This window comes from Vibrio sp. 10N.247.311.14, from assembly GCF_041467715.1.
GTDB classification, from domain to species: Bacteria; Pseudomonadota; Gammaproteobacteria; order Enterobacterales; family Vibrionaceae; genus Vibrio; species Vibrio crassostreae_C.
This window is the reverse complement of the sequence record NZ_JBFSVE010000024.1, coordinates 22601-40498: the sequence shown is the minus strand read 5'-3', so window position 1 is coordinate 40498 and position 17898 is coordinate 22601. Positions and strand designations below refer to the sequence as shown.

Below are 17898 nucleotides of genomic sequence, written 5' to 3'. Positions count from 1 at the left end.
CTAGATATTGCTGAGCTAGCGGCTACTGAGCTAAGCGCACCAACTCTTCTGGCGAGTAGTGTTCTGCTTCTGCGCCTTTGGCGATTAAGTCGATCACTTGGAACTCGTTCATGTCACCAAACTCTTTGGTTAAGTAATCACGGAACGCTTTCTCGTTCGGCCATTTGCCTCGCACGATATAGCCATCTTCCTTATCGAAATCTTCCGTCTCAAAGAAAGAAAAGTCGGTCATACCAATATTGTGGCAATACAAAACGAGATACATGTTGAATCCTTTACACTTAACTAGGGCCTGTTTAACTTTCGAGCCGATCAAAAAGCGTCTCTAAAAAGCAGGGCTAAGGTTACAACATAAATGCTAAATCGAATACCCAATCGGATCGTCAATTTAGAAACCTCAGCGACCGGATCTTTACGTTAGTCATCAAACATCATGTTAATGGCTGCACCCAACAAGATCAGCCCAACAATTGGCCCCATGACTGCTAATGGCGCGCGCTCAATGTATGGAAGGTTCTCTGCGATCATCAAACCCCATTCAGGTGTTGGTGGCTTTGCCCCTAATCCGATGAAGCTCAGCGAGGTCAGACTTAGAGTGATAACCGGTAGCCTCAACATCGCGTGTCTTAACAACGTTGGCAACACATACGGAAGCAAGTAGAAACGGAAGATTCTAAGCTTACTGGTGCCCCATAGTGGCGCGAGGTGTGTATAAGGTTGAGCCTTGGCTTCTACGATCAAGCTTGAGCAGTGTGCAGCTAGCGGCGCCCACGACACCAATACAATCGCGATTAATGCGCTGTTCGGATTCATCCCCGTTAAGCCTGCAACAAGCAAGCCTGCAATGATGTATGGGATACCCTTAGTGATCTCGATAAGGCCTTGGCTAAAGCGGGTGTTGAAACCCATGATGATGCCCGTCACCAAGCTCAAGAACGTTGCCAATATGCCGGCTTGGAAGGTCGCAATCATACCAGAACCAATTCTCGCCAGTAGGTCTCGACCAATGCCATCTGCGCCCAAAGGTGCTTGCCAACTCGGTGATGCCAAGCGTGCGAATTGGCTAGTGTATGGGTCTCGGAATGCAGCCCATACAACGATAGCAATTATGAAACAGAAGATCGCAAAAGCAGTGACACGCTTTGCGCGGTTCTGGGTAAAACGAAACGAAGAGTGGCTACTGATGAGCTTGCCGCTTTTCAGGCTGTGGCCAAGAATCAATTGCTGAACAAACAAGCTCATGCTGCTCACGGCAATTGAAAATAGCAGCAACACCAATAAGCCGCCTTGCAGCGTTGGTAAGTCTTGCGCCTTGGCTGCACCAAGAATCATGCGCCCGATACCAGGGATCGAGAAGATAAGCTCAACCGCGACTGCGCCACCAGTTAAGCCAATCACGATCATCGCGATTTGCGGGATCAGACTGCTCAGCGCTCTTTTCAGCGCAAAGCGAATAATTTGATTGGAATGAACGTTGGCACTGAGCCAAGTGATCACCCAAGGTTCATTGAGAACGCGTTGTAAACTGTCTTTGAGTAGACGACTAAACAAGCCACTTGCAGGCAGTGCGAGCGCTAAACTCGGTAGCCAGATATCTTGCCAACCTTGCCAACCTTGCCAACCATACGGTGGTAGCCAACCTAACCAGATAGAGAACACCAATATTAATACCGAGGCCACCACATACTCTGGTAACGATATTAATACGGTGCTTAAACTGCTGTAACTCTGCCCTAGTTTGCCCTTCTTCCAACTTCGCAAGGTAGCCAGTAAACCTGCACCGCACAGTACGAAAGTCATCACAAGTGCGCTAGACATCAAGAACAGAGACGTAGATGCTGTTTTTTGAATGCTTAATGCAACCGAGGAACCATCAATCCATGATTCACCTAGATCACCTGAAAAAGCACTTCCTACCCAGTCGAGCAGGCGCTCAATGGCTGAACGGTCAAGCTGAAGATCAGCGCGTACCGCCGCTAAAGCTTCAGGCGTAAGCAGGTGTTGTTGCCCCGCCCTAGCCCGCAGAATAGATTGGCTTGGATCGATGCCTGCAATGTCAGGCATCAAACCAACAAGAATCACCACCACAATCAGTGAGGCGATTCTTGATAGCCAAGGCGTCAAGATAAATAGAGTTCGACGCAGAGTCTCAGCAGATAACATTTATTTAGTTAGCCTGTGTTGCCGGGTTAACTTGTGTCGCTTTTTTGACCTGTGTAGTTTGGTCAACCAAGCGACGTTCACTTGGGTCACGAACGACATTGCTTACACGCTCACTTTCACCTTGAATCACACGTTCGTGAAGCAGCGGGATAGCCGCGAAATCGTTAAGGATTTTTTGTTCAGCTTCGATGATCGCTTGGTGACGCAGCGCACCTAGCGGTTGTAGGTCAGCGTGATTCAGTGCTTTATCTACCTCTTGAGAACAGAACTGGCCAAGGTTGAATGAACCCTTACAACCAAAGTCGCTCATCATGTAAGCCACTGGGTCACCCGAATCTAGAACCGTTGCACGAGAAAGGATAAACGCGTCAAACTTACCAGATAGCGCATCGTTCTCGATCTGAGCATATTCACGAATATCCAGCTCAACCTTGAAACCAGCCGCTTCAAGTTGTTGCTTCAGTAGCGCTGCCACTTCTGGAAGCTCTGCACGGTCGGTAAAGGTACCAATAACAATGCTTTCGCCGTTCGCTTTTAGCGTTTTGTCAACTGCCTGACCTTCAGGTCGAATTGGTTCAGCCCAAGCAAGTGCAGGACCTAATAGGCCTTGCGCGATATCCGCGTGGTTTTCATAAACAGTATTCACGATCTGCTCACGGTCTACTGCAGCTGCCGCTACCTTACGCAGTTCAATATCGCTAAATACGCCTGACTTGTTGTTCAGGTAAAGCGTATTAGTACGAGGCATTGCCACTTCGTAAAGTAGGTTCGGAGCAATGGTCGCGATTTGTGAAACGGGTACCGCTTCAACGACGTCAGCCGTGCCGGTTCTCAGTGCTGCAGCACGAGCAAAACCATTAGGAACGTATTCTGCAATTACAGATTCTACTTGCGCTTTTTCGCCCCAGTAGCCGTCAAAACGTTTCAGTTTCGCGCTGGTTGTGCCGTTGATTTCAGTCAGCTCAAACGGGCCAGTACCTGCGCCAATTGGACTAACACGACCATCTTCTTGATAAGCACTTGCTGCTAGGATCGCTAATTGAGGGCTTGATAAACGGCTTGGTAGAAGAGGGTCATCAAAGCTGGTTTTAATCTCTACACGGTAGTTGTCCATCGCTTTCACTTCTAGCTCTACTCCATCTAGGATGCGCGGCTTAGGTGCTGCTTCAAGCGCTTTTTGTAGAGAGTTCACTACAGAGTTTGCCGTTAATGTCGAACCGTCATGGAATTTAACGCCTTGGCGAATCGTGAACTGCCAAGTCAGAGGATCAAGATGTTTCCAATCCGTTGCTAGCATAGGTTCTGCTTCTGAGGTTGGGCTCAGGTTAACCAGAGTTTCTGCTGTGCTCCAACGAGATAACTTAAAAGCGTCATCAGAAAGTGGCGATAAACCCGTTCTTGGTGGTTGCATCATCGCAACTCGAATTTCAGATTTTACTGCGGCATCGCTAGACCCTGGTTGAGAGTCAAAACAGCCCGTCAAAGGCAGAGCCAACGCAAGCGTGCAAGCCAGTTTGATTGAATTAAAACGCATAATTATTTTTTCTCTGTAGCTGTATTTTTTTAATAAATAAGGTTGTGTTTAACAAGTAGATTTCGAAAGAGGCTGAGACTCGATCAGCATCTGAGTCGCAGGATGAGCAGGTTTACTCATCACTTGATCGGTCGGTCCGTGCTCCACCATTTCACCATGGTCGAGTACCAGTATTTCTTCACAAAGGGCCTTTGCCGCACCGAGATCATGCGTCACCAAAACGATTCGCATGTCGCGCTTATTTTTCAGTGAGTTAAGTAAATCCAGCAACCTTTGACGGTTCACAGGATCAAGGCTGGCAGTCGGCTCATCGGCCACCAACACTGCGGGTCTAACGACAAGAGCCCGAGCGATAGCCACACGTTGAGCTTGGCCTGTAGAAAGTTGATTCGGTTTCAGTGATAACAAAGTGGCAGGTAAGCCCACGTCCAATAGCGTCTCTTCAATAATGCTTTCATGATTACCAGAAACGTCTAAGTTGCTTAGCGGTTCGGCTAAAATTTGTCGAACGGTATAGTAAGGGTTGAGACTGGTATGAGGCTCTTGTGGTACCAACTGGATCAAGCGACACACCCTTGCCTGCGTTTTGCTATTGCGAATCGGCAGTGAATGGCCAAATAGGCTGATTCGGCCAACAGTCGGTGATTTTAGGCCAAATAACAGCTCAATCAGTGTCGATTTTCCGGCACCAGAACGGCCAACAATGGCTAAGCTTTTGTCTTCAACATTGAGGTCGATGTTCTGTAGCGCTTTGAACGCCTTACCACCCAACCAACTTGGTACGGAGTAGTAGTGAACACTCACATTGTCGAACTTAATCTCTATCGGTGTTTGTGTTTCTGAATCAGTCACTGGCATTAATGGCGAGGCTTCTGAGTTTAGTGATAAGGTCGAGCTCATTCGATTAAGTCTCTCAATGAACAGCAGAAAGCGTGAGAGCTCGACTCAAGTGCATGTTTCGGTGCACCGTAAGCCACCACACCACCATCATCGATGACTAACAGCTTGTCACACGCCAACGCGCTATGCAGGTCATGGGTGATGAGTAAACCACCAATTTGACGCTGTTTAACATTGTGTCGAATCAGCTTAAGTATCTCTTGCTCTGTCACCGGATCTAACGCACTGGTTGGTTCATCGGCGATGATAATATCGGCGTTACTCAGCAAGCCAATCGCAATACACACACGTTGGCGTTGCCCACCCGAAATTTGGCTCGGGTACAACGGCAAGATAGTTTCTGGATTAGGAAAACCAAGTTGATTCAGCAACTCGGTAATTTGAATTTTTTCTTTTGATTTAAGCTTAGTGCGAGTCCCCGTCAATGCCAAACTAAGTTGACCTTCGATTGAAACCAGAGGATTTAATGCTTGAAGGGCATCTTGGAAGATAACCGCAGGTCGTTGTGCTGCGGTTCTTTGCAGCATAGGCAAACCACATACCGCTTCACCAGACAGAGAAATATGACCTTCAACCTCGACCGTTTCTGGCAGAAAACCCGCAATCGCACGTGAAAGCATCGACTTACCAATGCCTGACGGTCCCATGATCGCCAACAGCTCACCTCGATAAACATCGAAGTGGATATCTTGGAAAAGGGTTCTCGAAGAGGTTTTGATCGTTAGGTGGTCAACAGACAAAAGTGGGGTGTTCACGCAGATACTCACATATAGATGTTATAACATAACAACTCTATCATTTAGCCGACATGATGAAAAGAGAACATTGAACTGCATCGCACTTTATTTGCTGTTTGATTGACCAATTTTCATTAGGGCGTGTTGACCCTTCGAGGTGATTTTTACCGATACAAAAAAGCACTCACTAAATTTATCGTGTAAAAATAGTAAAGCGCTTTCATAAAATATTACAGGTGGTGATTAGGTTACTTAGTTAATGGCACCATGAGCGGTATCTTCGACTGGGTAACACTTCTGCTTAACTTGTGCGATGAACGGATACAGGAACGCAATACGCCCAAGATAGAACAGAGTAAACGCCAACCACAAACCATGATTACCCCAAATATCGACGGTGAATGCCTGTACCGCTAAAAATACCAACAAAGTCGCGATGCTTGAGTCTCTAACCGGACGTGTGGTTCCCGTTCCGGTAAAGATGCCGTAAACCGTTAAGCCAAAGCCAGCCACTAGCGGGAACACAATTAACCACGGAGCCATCTCTTGGTACAGCGTGACCAGCGCTAGAATATCGGTAAACAAGAAAACAATCATATCTTTAAAAATCAAAGTTAAAAGCGTCAGCGCGGCAATGAAACCTGCCGTCCATTGGAAGTTAAGCCTTAAAACACGATCAAGCATTGAAGGGTTCTTCTGTCCTACCGCCTTACCTGCAAACACACTCGATGCGTTGGCAATACCATCAAACATATAGCTGACAATGAAGGTCACCTGCATCAAGATCGCGTTAGCCGCTAGAACATCGGTACCCAGTTTAGAGCCAGTACGCGCCATCATGTTGAAGAACACCAAGATACAAATGGTGCGAAGCAATAGATCGGTATTCGAAGAGATGATTGTCGATAGGTCTTTCTTGGTCATCTTCGAGCCTTGCAAGAACTCAGAGATCGAAATATTGCTGGTCTTCATCACCAAGGTCACACCAATCGCAAAGGTGGTAACTTGTGCAATCAAACTTGCGTAAGCCACACCTGCGACACCCAAATCGAAATAAAGTACAAACACCGCATCCAAGACAATGTTCAACACATTACCAAACACTTGTGTATAAAGAACGTCTTTGGCTTTCGCCTGTCCCATTAACCAACCAATAATGGTGTAGTTAAGCAACACGAAAGGCGCGCCATAAATCAAAATACTGAAGTAGATATGCGCGTGCTCGGCTACATTGGCTTCAGGCTCTATCACCCACATTGCGCCTTGCCAGATGAGTGGTTGTATCAAGATAAAGATCAAACCCACTAAACCAGACAGCACAAACGGACGCATCAAGCTACCCGCCAAATCAGTGCGGTTTCCCTTACCCAGTGCCATCGCACTTTGGCCCGTGGTACTGACACGGAAAAAACCAAACAACCAATACATGGTGTTCATAATGATGGTGCCGATCGCCACGCCGCCAATCAGTTCAGCAATACCAAGTTGGCCGATAACAGCGGTATCCACAGCACCTAGTAGAGGCTGTGTCACCGTTGAGATGATGAAAGGGAAGGCAATTTTCAGATAATCTTTGTGGGTAATGGTCATATTCAATCGGGTGATATTAAGAACTATTTGCAATTAGAGCGGGATGCTATCGTTTAATCCGTACGTTGTCATCATTTACTTAGAGTCGTTTATCAACAAGCTTCTCTCCTATCGCACCATCAACATAAGAGGCCTTTCTGTCATTGAGCGAGCAAATTAGCCACAACAAATGAGTAAAATCACGCTCGACAAAACACAACAAAACCAATTACTGAGCCAACTCAATGGTTAACCTAGTAAAGGCTCAGTAAAAGCTCACGGGAAGGTAGAAATCGAGCTCGAATATTTCATCACTATTAAGGAAGTGATTCTGATGATAATGCACATACGCGGGAGTCGAGCGCTGTTTGAAACCAGATGTGGGTAGCCACTTTTCTAACACCATGCTGATCTGTGGCAGCAGCTCACCATAGCGACCATTCAGTCGAAACACGGCATGCAAACCACCGGGAATCACCATCTGGTTCACGACACTGCGATACTTAATCGGTTCATCAATCGCGATACACGCCACATAGCGGCACTGATCCATCTCAACCCAAGCAGGGTTTGAGTGATGCAAACCAAATTGGCTCGAGAAATCACGCTGTTCCGAATTCGCCCACGCTTTCAATATCAACCACGCATTGCGAATGGATCGATTATATCCCGTATGTCGAACATAGGCCGCCATCCGTTCAGGCACTTCAATAATCTTAGGTTCAGGTAACACTCGCTGCGCAACATTCAAATAGCCCGCCGCCACTTCGGGATCTTTTAAATAGGGTTTTTCTGCTACTTGTAAATCGTGTTTACGCCATTCTCCGGGCGACATATTAAAGGTCGCTTTAAATGCTCGACTAAACGAAGACACAGAACTAAAGCCACATTTATGGGCGATCTCAACCACAGACGAACTGGTATCAAACATCAATTGGTTGGCTGCATACTCCATTCGAGTTCGTCGGATGTATTGATGCAACGATTCCCCGACCACACTTTTGAAGGTGCGATGAAAGTGCTGTTCTGAATAGGCCGCTATCTCAGATAACTCTTTGGCAGACAAAGGCTGACTGATGTCTTGGTGAATATGGAACAGGACATCATTGATTCGCGATATGTGTTGACGTGACATCGTTTAAATAGCATAAATGGACATGTTTAAGAGCATAAACGGACACGCTAGTTTTTACAATTGCCGTGTAATATCAAGCGATAGAATAAAAACGATAAACGACGAGACACAACACATGGAAATCGCACAGTCATTACAACAGATTCAATCTTCATACATTCGGGAGATCCTCGCAGCCGCAAGTGATCCAAATGTCATCTCATTGGCCGGTGGTTTACCGGACGAGAAAACATTCCCAATCGATTTAATGAAGCCAACGCTAGAAAACCTAGCGAACATGCCTGAAGTTTTCCAATACGGCTCTACTGCCGGTTACGGCCCGTTGCTTGACCACCTAACACAAAGCTACCAATTGCCAGAGTCACACACGGTAATGATTTGTACTGGCTCTCAGCAAGGTTTGGATTTGATTGCGCGTGCGTATGTCGATCCAGGTGATGTGGTTGTGATGGAAGCGCCAAGCTACTTAGGTGCGATGCAGGTGTTTGGCCTAGTTCAAGCAAACATTGCGACCGTGTCTCAAACTGAATTTGGCCCGAACCTAGATGAACTGGAAACGTGCTTTGCACAGCAATCACCGAAGATGTTCTATGCCGTGCCTGATTTCCACAACCCAACCGGCGTGTGCTGGGCAACAGAAACTCGTCAAAAAGTCGCTGAGCTGTGTATCAAATACAACGTGGCATTCATTGAAGATGCACCATATCGTGAGCTGCGTTTCACAGGTACAGAACTGCCGTTGGTTTCTTCGTTCTGCCCTGATAACTCTATCGTTCTTCGTTCATTCTCTAAGATTGCATCGCCAGGTCTACGTATTGGCGCGGTAACAGGTAAACGCAGCTACCTTGAACCACTGATCAAAGTGAAGCAAGGCGCGGATTTACACTCAAGTGTACCCATGCAAGCACTGCTTGTTGGTCTTCTAAAACATGAAGACTTTGGCGTACACATGGAGAACATTCGCACTCTGTACAAGTCTCGTTATGAAGTGCTGTTCTCAGAGCTAGAGAAACAACTGCCTGCAGATTGCGTGTTAAAAGCCGTCGATGGCGGGATGTTCATTTGGGTTGAGATCCCAGAGTGCGACACCTTCGAACTGGCGAAAACCTTGCTATCGAATGGCGTAGCGGTTGTACCAAGTCCAGTATTTTATCCAAAGGCCGATGAAGCGAAAGCCGCACTGCGCCTAAACTTCACTAACGCCAACCCAGAAGAGTTGACTGAAGCGGTGAAACGCTTAGCTGAAGTACTTAACCAAGCGTAATCACCGATTAAGTAAAACGGACTAGATACCAAGGCCCTGCTGTATTGTTACAGCAGGGCCTTTTTGGTTTGGGAATACGTGTTGTAATTCGAAGCAGATAAAACGGTTTCATTGCATTTTCTAGCCCATAAACCACACAAATAGAAATGATAAATAGCCCTACTTTTGGTTGGTTTTTGTCCATCCTTGGCTTGGTTATACTGCGGCGGATTTTAATAAGCCAATATGAGCAAACCTGAGTGAATTAAACTCAGTCTGCATCATAAAAGGCAACCGCTCTGGATTTACGTTCCAGCTCGCAGAAAGGAAAAACCATGTCTCAATATGTTGTATGTGCTCTGTATAAATTCGTAGCACTTGATGATTACCAAGAAATTCGCCAGCCACTCACTGACGTGTTAGAAGCCAACCAAATCCGCGGTACTTTGCTACTTGCGAGTGAAGGTATCAACGGTACCGTTGCAGGTAAGCGCGAATCTATCGACGCTCTTCTTAAATGGTTCAAACAAGATTCTCGCTTGGCGGATGTTGTTTACAAAGAGTCGTTCAACGAAGAACAACCATTCAACCGCACCAAAGTTAAGCTTAAGAAAGAGATCGTAACCATGGGCGTTGAGGGTATCGACCCACGCCATGTTGTCGGCACTTACGTGAAACCAAACGAATGGAATGCACTGATTTCTGATCCAGATGTGATTCTGGTTGATACTCGTAACGACTACGAAGTGGACATCGGCACCTTCAAAAATGCCGAAAACCCAAACACAGAAACCTTCCGTGAATTCCCTCAGTACGTTGAAGACAACCTTGATCCTAAGAAACACAAGAAAGTCGCGATGTTCTGTACTGGCGGTATTCGTTGCGAAAAATCAACAGCCTACATGAAAGAGCAAGGCTTTGATGAAGTTTACCACCTTGAAGGCGGCATTCTTAAGTACCTAGAAGAAGTACCAGAAGAAGAGAGCATGTGGGAAGGAGACTGCTACGTATTTGACGGTCGTGTTGCAGTAAACCACCAGCTAGAAAAGAGCGGTTACGATGTGTGTAACGCGTGTCGTTTGCCAATCACTGACGAAGACAAAGCCTCTGAACACTTCGAGAAAGGCGTAAGCTGCCCTAAGTGTATTGATAAGCACAGCGACGAGCAGAAAGCCCGTTTCCGCGAACGTGAAAAGCAAGTTCAACTGTCGAATGCTCGTGGCGAAACCCACGTAGGCGGTGAAGCTGCTCACCTTATCGAGCAACGTAAGAAAGAGAAGCTTGCACACAAAGAGCAGCAACGCTCTGGCAAGAAAGCAAAGTAAACTTTCTGCTTTAAACTCTTATAGTTCTAAATATATAACTATAAATAGTTAGCTATATACATACAAAAGGGCGCAAGTTCGAGGATAATCCTACGAGTTTACGCCCTTTTTTGATCGCTTTACGGCTTTGTGTTTTGAACCACATTTCTTTCGAAAAATTACTTCTATACTGTTAATAATTCGACTAGAGAGGAAGTGCCAATGCTCAATGAAAACCATGCCTTTATCTTAGATTTCCCAGATCTTAAATTAGACATTGTTCAGCTCAACCACGACGACGAAAAATTCAAAGCAGACATGCAGAAATACCACCAACTAGACTACGACATCCGTCAGCTAGAAATCTCTGGCAGCCCTATCGATGACGACAGCATGCACAACCTCAAAGTAGAACGCATGGAGCTAAAAGACTCGCTACACAAACAACTCACACGCCATCACGCGCTTAAGATCGTATAACAACTCATATGCTAGTGTGGCTAACTTAGCCACACTACTCTCCTTCTCAATGGGTTCATTTTTTGTAATCGAAACTACCTGCTACCCAACCTAATTATCTACTGAGAAATCTAAGTAAGTACTGAATTGAAGCCCATCATCTTGAGTTTCAAAACTCCAACCCATTCGCTCACAAATTCGTTGCACAATCACTAGGCCACAACCATAGCCAGCATTGTAAGTCTCGTTGCCATCATGACGGTTAGTGATCACTAATTGAGAACCTGTCACCACAATTCCAACATCGCCAATACTGTAGCTAAACGCATTTTTAATTAAGTTATTCAATACAATAGTAATAAAGCTCTCTGGCGCATACACAGTGACAGTCTCTTTGACGTCCAGATCATAACTCGCATCCTGCTTGGCAAACAAAGGCGCCATTTCAAGCAACTGATTCTGAACTTCGACTGCCAAGTCATAGTGACCGAAATAATGCTCATCGATACTCTCTTTACCAAGCAGCAAAAACATCTCAGTCAGCACTCGCATCTGTTCACTCGCTTCTTGCAAGCGATTAATCGCTTTTAACGCAACAGGAGGTTGATTGGGTACTTTAGTTAGCAGCTCTGCCGACCCTTTTATCACCATTATCAGGGTTCTAAGTTCATGAGAAGCAAATCGATTGAACTCTTCTTCCCGCTGAAAAAAACCTGAAATATGATTCTTCGAATCTAAAAGTGTTTGCTCAATATGTCGTGTTTCAGCGTAAGATGTCTCAACTTCAAAACTTGGCTGCTCAGGGTGCATTTGCCCTATTTTCTTTTCTATTTGATTAAGTGGCCTCGACAGCGAGCGTACAACATAGATCCCATACAGAACCATGAAGATGGAGGTTAAGCCACCTAGTATGAGGGTGTAGTTGTGGAGGCTCCTTTCATACTCGTCGAGGTAGTCGTCGGCGTCATCTTGAAACAAGATATACATCAGCCCTTTGCCTGACGGGTGTTCGAATACGTAAAAATGTTTATCTTCTGTACCTAACAGATGTTCATAGAAGCCGGGCTCTTTGTATCGAGCTAACCAATTGGGCAGTTCACTTTCGCTCCAATAGGTTGAAAACTCATTTTCATTCGGCAACAACGCATCTTCGCCAAGCGACTGATATTCAGACGTATAACGGTTAGCTTCAGTGTCTAGCCAGTGATGGAGGCTGATCACTTCCATCTGGTTTTCAGCGATATAAATAACTGTCCAGAAAAGCCCGAACATGACCAAGGTCATCAAGCCAAAGCTGCGACGGATTTTTCGGTAGATGCTCGGGTAATCGCCGTGGCTTGAGCCGTTATGCTTTGAGTCGGTAACCTTGTCCATGAATAGTCTCTAATCGTGAATGTTCAAACCCTTTATCGAGCGCGTTACGCAGGCCATAGATATGACTTCGAAGTGCATCACTGCTTGGCGATTCATCCCCCCAAACGGAATCAATCACTTCAGTTCTTGAAACAATCGCTGGCGCGTGTCGCATAAGGACTTTTAGTATTTTTAACTGGATTCGACTCAACTTAATTAGCCTACCTTCTCGGTATACCTCGTCGGTCTGCGAGTTGAGAGAGATATCGGCAAAACTCAGCTTTCCGATATCTTGGCGTGGTCCTCGGCTTGCCAATGCGTTGAGCCTTAAACTGAGCTCTTGCATTGCGAAAGGCTTAACCAAGTAATCATCTCCGCCCGCTTGAAAGGCAGCGATTTTGTCGTCCAACCTATCTTTAGCGGTTAAAAATAGAATTGGCGTAGGGCACTGCACCTCTTCTCTTAACTTTCTAACAGCGGAGATGCCGTCTAATTTAGGCATCATTATGTCCATGATAATCACGTCATAATGATTCTCAGACGCTAACTTTAACGCCGCTTCTCCATGATAAGCACAATCGATCACCATCCCTTCTAACTCTAGGTAATCGGCAATGGTTTCTGCAACATTGTGGCTGTCATCAACGATCAAAACTTTCATCGATTTATTTCACCTTTCTTCACGAGTGCTTCACGTTTGAGTTTATAAGATACACCCTCAATAAACCAAATAAAGAGTATATAGATGAAAAAGTTAGCGCTGATTTCGGTTGTCGGTTTAATTCTAACTGGCTGTGGCGGTAGTGACAGCAATAGCAATGGAAGCAACGATAACAACACGCAAGCTCCATCAGCAATTCAAGGTACCATTGACTCTGTTTCTGGCAACACCATTGTTGTAAATGGCTATAGCTATCAAGTAGACAGCGCCACTTACGCGGGTGAGGACGTGGCTATTGCAGACTTAGAAAAGAACATGATGGTCTCTATTTCATCTAATGCTCGTAGCGCTTCAGCTCACACTGGCGGGGCTCAAGTTGGTCTTGAACCGACCATCGTTGGTCTTATTTCAGACACCAACCACAATAATGGCACATTTAAAGTCAATGGCATCGCATTGACCTTTACAGATCTGTCACGTGAAATTGAAAATGGCGATTGGGTTATGGTCTCTTCTTTACCAACAGCGAATGCAGGTTACAAAGTACTTTCTGTTGTTAAGTTTGAGCACTCTAACTTAACTGAATCCGTTGAAGTTGAAGGGCTAATAAGCGATTTAAATGAATCGACTTTCAAACTTGGTGCTAATCTAAGTGTTGATTATTCAATTGCCCACATCGACAACGATGACAGCAGCAATGGATTATCTAACGGTCTTTGGGTTGAAGTGACAGGCTCAATGGCAGGCTCTGTATTGAAAGCAGATGAAGTGGAAGTCGAAGGTTTTGATGAGATCGATAATGATACAGAAATTGAAGGCATTATTACTTGGGTAGCGAACGACAAATCATCATTTGATTTAAGCTACAAAGGTCGCTTTCTTGTCAATGACAATACTCGTTACGAAGACGGCAACAAGTCAAATTTAACTGTAGGTACAGAAATTGAAGTAACAACGAAACAAGCTAACGGCGAAAATGTTGCTACCGAAATCGAATTTGAACACAACGATGATTCACAAGATTGGAATGATAATGACGTTGATTTTGAAGGTGAAGTTCAGAGCACCAATGACGAAGCATTGAGCTTTGTTATTCAAACGTTCTCTGGCAATCAAACTATCTACGTTAACCAAAATACTCGCTATGAAGATGGTCTAAGTTTCGATACGTTACATGGTCAACGTATTGAGGCAGAATCTTACAAGGTTAATAACCAGTACATAGCAAGCGAAATCGAAGCAGAAGACAACGACTAACGCATAGAACATCCTTGTTAGTTAATTCAGAAGCCATGCTCTACGCATGGCTTTTTTGCATCAAAATATTCCAAACGACAGATGAAAACTACCTTTTTAATTATGTTACTGTTTGCTTATTAAAAGGCGTTTGATAAGGAAGCAAGCAGAGTGGTAATAAAAGAAGAGAATATACAACTCCGACTCGTTCCAAGTTCCGAATTCGAAGAACTGTTTGCGTTTGTTAAGCAGGGGCTTTTCATACACGTAGATAACGTTTTCGGCTGGGAGGACGACTTCCAACGTAAGCGACTTTTAAACGATTACCATCCCTCTTGGTTTCATTGGATATACCATAAAAACGAAAGAGTCGGACTCGTCTGCTTTAAGCCTTACGGAAACACCTATCATATTCATCTGCTGATCATTTCCCCTCAATACCAAGGTCAGTCTCTTGGTAAAAAAGCCATGTTACTCATCCACAACAAAGCCCATCAAGAACAACGAAACCAAGTCACTCTGTCGAGCTTTAGAAGTAACACTCGCGCCATCAGTTTTTATCAGGCACTTGGCTATCAAATTGTTGATGACAGTGATGCTCACTTTATCACCTTAGCTGCAAAAGTTTATAAAATACAACTAGATATATAATAATTACAATTGATAAGTATGTAAATTACAAGTACCAAACATTCACCAGAGATATCACTCGCATATATAACTCCACTAGTTAGATATGTCTCTAGAATAAATACTCCGGCTATTTCCACCACATTCCGCTTTGATACATTTCTCATCAATGGCATTCAATTTATAAATAGTCATATTTATCAATGACATTCTGCCAATTGATTCCAGAGTAGTAAATTTTTATCAATAACTTAATAGGAGAACTAACATGAATGGTCAACGTTCACTGTTAGCAGTGGCAATAGCCCTAGGGATAGCAGGATGTGGTAGCGACAGTTCAAATAGCTCCACAACTGATACTGGCGGTTCAACAGCAACTTCAGCGTCTTTAACAGCAAAGGCCGCTGATGGCTATTTGGTAGGAGCCAATGCGTGTTTGGATCTAAACAGTAATAAAGTTTGTGATAAGGATGAGCCAAGTGCCGTAACGGGTGACGATGGTTCGTTTACAATTGATAATCTAACTCAAGAACAACTTGAACAAGGTACTCTGTTGATCGAAGTGGTTGCCGGACAAACCATCGATACCGATAACCCAGGTGTCGTTCTAAGCAAGAGCTATCGCTTAACTGCACCACCAAAATCCGCATTTATTAGCCCATTAACGACTCTGATTCAAAATGAAATAGAGAGTGGTTCTTCGTTAGAAGAAGCTAAAACAGCTATTCAAGAGAAGTTGGGGACAACTCTCGATTTAACGCAAGATTATATCGAAGCCAAAAACAATAACGACTTAGCCGATACACAAAAAGCGGCTTTTGAAAACCTACACCGCGTTGCTCAAGTTACCGCTTCAGTCATGGCAGAGAACACGGATGCGCTATCAGAAACAGCAGCGGGCGCCGGTATTTCTGTCGAAGCACTCACCGCATTAATTAATGAAGAAGTCACTCGAGTCCTCGAGGAAGTCGTAAAAAATATTGAAGCAGCTGGAGATAACTTCAACCCAAGCGATATTGCTGGCAGTATTAATCGCGATCACATCGCCATTGATGACTCTAATCTCGAAGATAAAATTAAAGAAAATGAGGCAAATAAAGGCTCTAAGCAAGCCGACCTCGCGAAGCTTATCAAAACAGACGGTATCAATTGGTTTGGCGGCGATAATGACACTGGCAAAGATTTAGTAGTTGCCTATGGAACATTGAAGTCTGATGCAGATAACTCAGTTACCGATACCAGTTATATTTATGATTACTTTGCTGAGCAATTTGTTGAGTTTGAATATACCCCTGACACAAATAGCATGGTGTTAGGACAAAACGGTTGGGAAGCGAGCGATGATACCTTAACCAGCATTAAGCCGAACGAAGACGGCAGCTTAACTCTAGAATCTAGAAGCTCGATTTTTAGTGAAGTTGCTAGCGCCAAGCAATTAGATATCAGTGGGCTCAATGTTCGTTCAATCATGGATCAAACGGATGATGAGAACGTTTGGTCTAACATTATGCCAGTAGGTTTAAAATTCCCTGACAACACAACCGCATATAAATTGTCTGTAGAAGACATCAGCGACAACATTTATACCTTTTACAAGGGGGATTGGTGTGCTGAGTATAGCCCTGACCGCTATGAGGCACTCAATAACTCGTGCAACGGCATTAGCGCCTTTAAGAATGGCAGCGATACATGGCTTGCCACTTTGGCATCGACCATTGCTGACGATGAATCAGACCGTCATGACACAGCGTCTAACAATCATGCAGACTTAATCCCAATGGCAGGCATGGAAAGTGCTGAAATATTTGCACAGCTGCTTTCTAACGGCACCGTGGTTTATTATTCAAGAGCGTGGAATTTAGATTCTACATTCTCCAAATTGTCAGAACTCGGTTCGTGGAAAGATGAATCCGTAAATGGCGAGGTATTACGTCAAGTTACGATCCCTGAATCTATCCACTCGCAAGCTACATGGTCTAACTACCAAAAAGAAGATAACTCCGCTTACTTGTCTGTAGTCGAAGGCTTTGTACGTATTACCTTCAAAGAGATCGAAGAAGCTAGTAGTGAGGCTTATATCTTTGACGAAGCAACTAAACAGTTCATTTTGGATAACGCATTAACGCCACAGCCTCTGCATCCTCTGAACCTACAAGCTTGTCTCGACTCACTGCCGGATGCTCAGTTCATCGCTACAGCTAATGACGTTACGGTTTACGATGTGCAACGCACACCTATGTGGGAGCCGGAAGCAGTAACACAGAACCTAACTTATGAGTTTACCTACTTGGGTGACACTTTCTCTTGGCTGAATGATGTTACGTTAGTCACCGGACTTCCAAGTTGGATTTCTAACTTAGCAGGTAGCCTAGAAAAGACGCGTATCGATATAAAAGATTCGCAAGGTGTTTTAATGGGGTATGAGTATTCATATAGCTCTGAAGATCACTATCTAGGTCAAGAGGGCTTTAACTCTGATGACTCACTAGGCTGGGGTTCGGCTAAGGCTGTGTTGCCACTGGCAATTGCTGATAATCAAAAGATTATCAATCAAGTGGTAGATTTCGGTACCTCAACCAATGCACCGCTAACATCACAATATGACTATGAGTATGACGAAGTCAGTGGTGAATTCATTGGGATTGAGTCTCCTGGATTAAGGACTGTATCTGTAGAAACGTCATTAGATGAAATTATCAACGGACGACCTTACTTTCTACCCACCTTCAACTACCAAGAAACATACTTAGGTAAAGAAGAAGTCACTGTACCTGCTGGTACCTTTGATGCATGTAAAGTAGAAAGTGAAACACAATTTGAAAATGACGGACCTCGTGACACTCAAACTGCTTGGCTTACAAACCGAGGATCTATTAAGTCCATTCGAGAGGAACAATCTTGGAGTATGTCGATTAATATGGAAGCAACAAGCTTGCCGACTATTAAGTAATCGATAGGCAACATGAACAAGCCA

15 protein-coding genes are annotated in these 17898 nt (G+C 44.6%); 6 read left to right on the top strand and 9 right to left on the bottom strand.

The window, feature by feature from the left end:
* Window positions 1-22 precede the first annotated feature (22 nt).
* The 7 genes from AB6F11_RS10930 to AB6F11_RS10900 all read right to left on the bottom strand — a co-directional run bounded on the left by AB6F11_RS10930 (window position 23) and on the right by AB6F11_RS10900 (window position 8038).
* A complete protein-coding gene (locus AB6F11_RS10930; RefSeq protein WP_017061558.1) occupies window positions 23-265 on the bottom strand; it encodes a hypothetical protein in 243 nt (80 codons plus the stop codon).
* 152 nt (window positions 266-417) lie between these two features.
* The gene (locus AB6F11_RS10925) at window positions 418-2163 is read right to left on the bottom strand and encodes an ABC transporter permease subunit (RefSeq protein WP_104216225.1); all 1746 of its coding nucleotides are present in this window, start codon (window positions 2161-2163) and stop codon (window positions 418-420) included.
* A 4-nt stretch (window positions 2164-2167) separates the two neighbouring features.
* Entirely contained in the window at window positions 2168-3697 is a 1530-nt protein-coding gene (locus AB6F11_RS10920) for an ABC transporter substrate-binding protein (protein ID WP_104216224.1), read from the bottom strand.
* Window positions 3698-3745: 48 nt separating this feature from the next.
* The gene (locus AB6F11_RS10915; RefSeq protein ID WP_102398458.1) at window positions 3746-4597 is read right to left on the bottom strand and encodes an ABC transporter ATP-binding protein; all 852 of its coding nucleotides are present in this window, start codon (window positions 4595-4597) and stop codon (window positions 3746-3748) included.
* On the bottom strand, window positions 4594-5352 hold the full coding sequence (locus tag AB6F11_RS10910) for an ATP-binding cassette domain-containing protein (RefSeq protein ID WP_104216223.1): 759 nt from the start codon (window positions 5350-5352) through the stop codon (window positions 4594-4596). The genes AB6F11_RS10915 and AB6F11_RS10910 overlap by 4 nt, the downstream gene beginning before the upstream one ends.
* A 234-nt stretch (window positions 5353-5586) precedes the next feature.
* Window positions 5587-6924 carry an MATE family efflux transporter gene (locus tag AB6F11_RS10905; RefSeq protein WP_104216222.1) on the bottom strand — a complete coding sequence of 446 codons (1338 nt, stop codon included), beginning with the start codon at window positions 6922-6924 and terminating at the stop codon, window positions 5587-5589.
* A gap of 244 nt (window positions 6925-7168) precedes the next feature.
* On the bottom strand, window positions 7169-8038 hold the full coding sequence (locus AB6F11_RS10900; protein WP_048613316.1) for a GyrI-like domain-containing protein: 870 nt from the start codon (window positions 8036-8038) through the stop codon (window positions 7169-7171).
* A gap of 115 nt (window positions 8039-8153) precedes the next feature.
* On the opposite strand from AB6F11_RS10900, the gene AB6F11_RS10895 reads away from it, so the two are divergent.
* The 3 genes from AB6F11_RS10895 to AB6F11_RS10885 all read left to right on the top strand — a co-directional run bounded on the left by AB6F11_RS10895 (window position 8154) and on the right by AB6F11_RS10885 (window position 11065).
* Complete coding sequence (locus tag AB6F11_RS10895; RefSeq protein ID WP_017068554.1) at window positions 8154-9302, top strand: PLP-dependent aminotransferase family protein; 1149 nt, start codon at window positions 8154-8156, stop codon at window positions 9300-9302.
* A 314-nt stretch (window positions 9303-9616) separates the two neighbouring features.
* Window positions 9617-10606, top strand: coding sequence for a rhodanese-related sulfurtransferase (locus tag AB6F11_RS10890; protein ID WP_102393068.1), 990 nt, complete (start codon window positions 9617-9619; stop codon window positions 10604-10606).
* A 201-nt stretch (window positions 10607-10807) separates the two neighbouring features.
* Complete coding sequence (locus tag AB6F11_RS10885; RefSeq protein WP_009846137.1) at window positions 10808-11065, top strand: YdcH family protein; 258 nt, start codon at window positions 10808-10810, stop codon at window positions 11063-11065.
* A 90-nt stretch (window positions 11066-11155) separates the two neighbouring features.
* On the opposite strand, the gene AB6F11_RS10880 is transcribed toward AB6F11_RS10885, so the two are convergent.
* Both AB6F11_RS10880 and AB6F11_RS10875 read right to left on the bottom strand, forming a co-directional pair.
* Window positions 11156-12418, bottom strand: a complete 1263-nt coding sequence (locus AB6F11_RS10880) for a HAMP domain-containing sensor histidine kinase (protein ID WP_102393069.1) — start codon at window positions 12416-12418, stop codon at window positions 11156-11158.
* Complete coding sequence (locus AB6F11_RS10875; RefSeq protein WP_017072378.1) at window positions 12390-13058, bottom strand: response regulator transcription factor; 669 nt, start codon at window positions 13056-13058, stop codon at window positions 12390-12392. The genes AB6F11_RS10880 and AB6F11_RS10875 overlap by 29 nt, the downstream gene beginning before the upstream one ends.
* Window positions 13059-13142: 84 nt before the next feature.
* On the opposite strand from AB6F11_RS10875, the gene AB6F11_RS10870 reads away from it, so the two are divergent.
* From AB6F11_RS10870 to AB6F11_RS10860, 3 genes are all read left to right on the top strand, one after another.
* Entirely contained in the window at window positions 13143-14315 is a 1173-nt protein-coding gene (locus AB6F11_RS10870; RefSeq protein ID WP_102398461.1) for a DUF5666 domain-containing protein, read from the top strand.
* Between the two features lie 150 nt (window positions 14316-14465).
* Window positions 14466-14945, top strand: coding sequence for an N-acetyltransferase (locus AB6F11_RS10865; RefSeq protein WP_102393071.1), 480 nt, complete (start codon window positions 14466-14468; stop codon window positions 14943-14945).
* A gap of 247 nt (window positions 14946-15192) precedes the next feature.
* Window positions 15193-17874: a hypothetical protein gene (locus AB6F11_RS10860; protein ID WP_102393072.1), complete on the top strand. Its 2682-nt coding sequence runs from the start codon at window positions 15193-15195 to the stop codon at window positions 17872-17874.
* Window positions 17875-17898 lie beyond the last annotated feature (24 nt).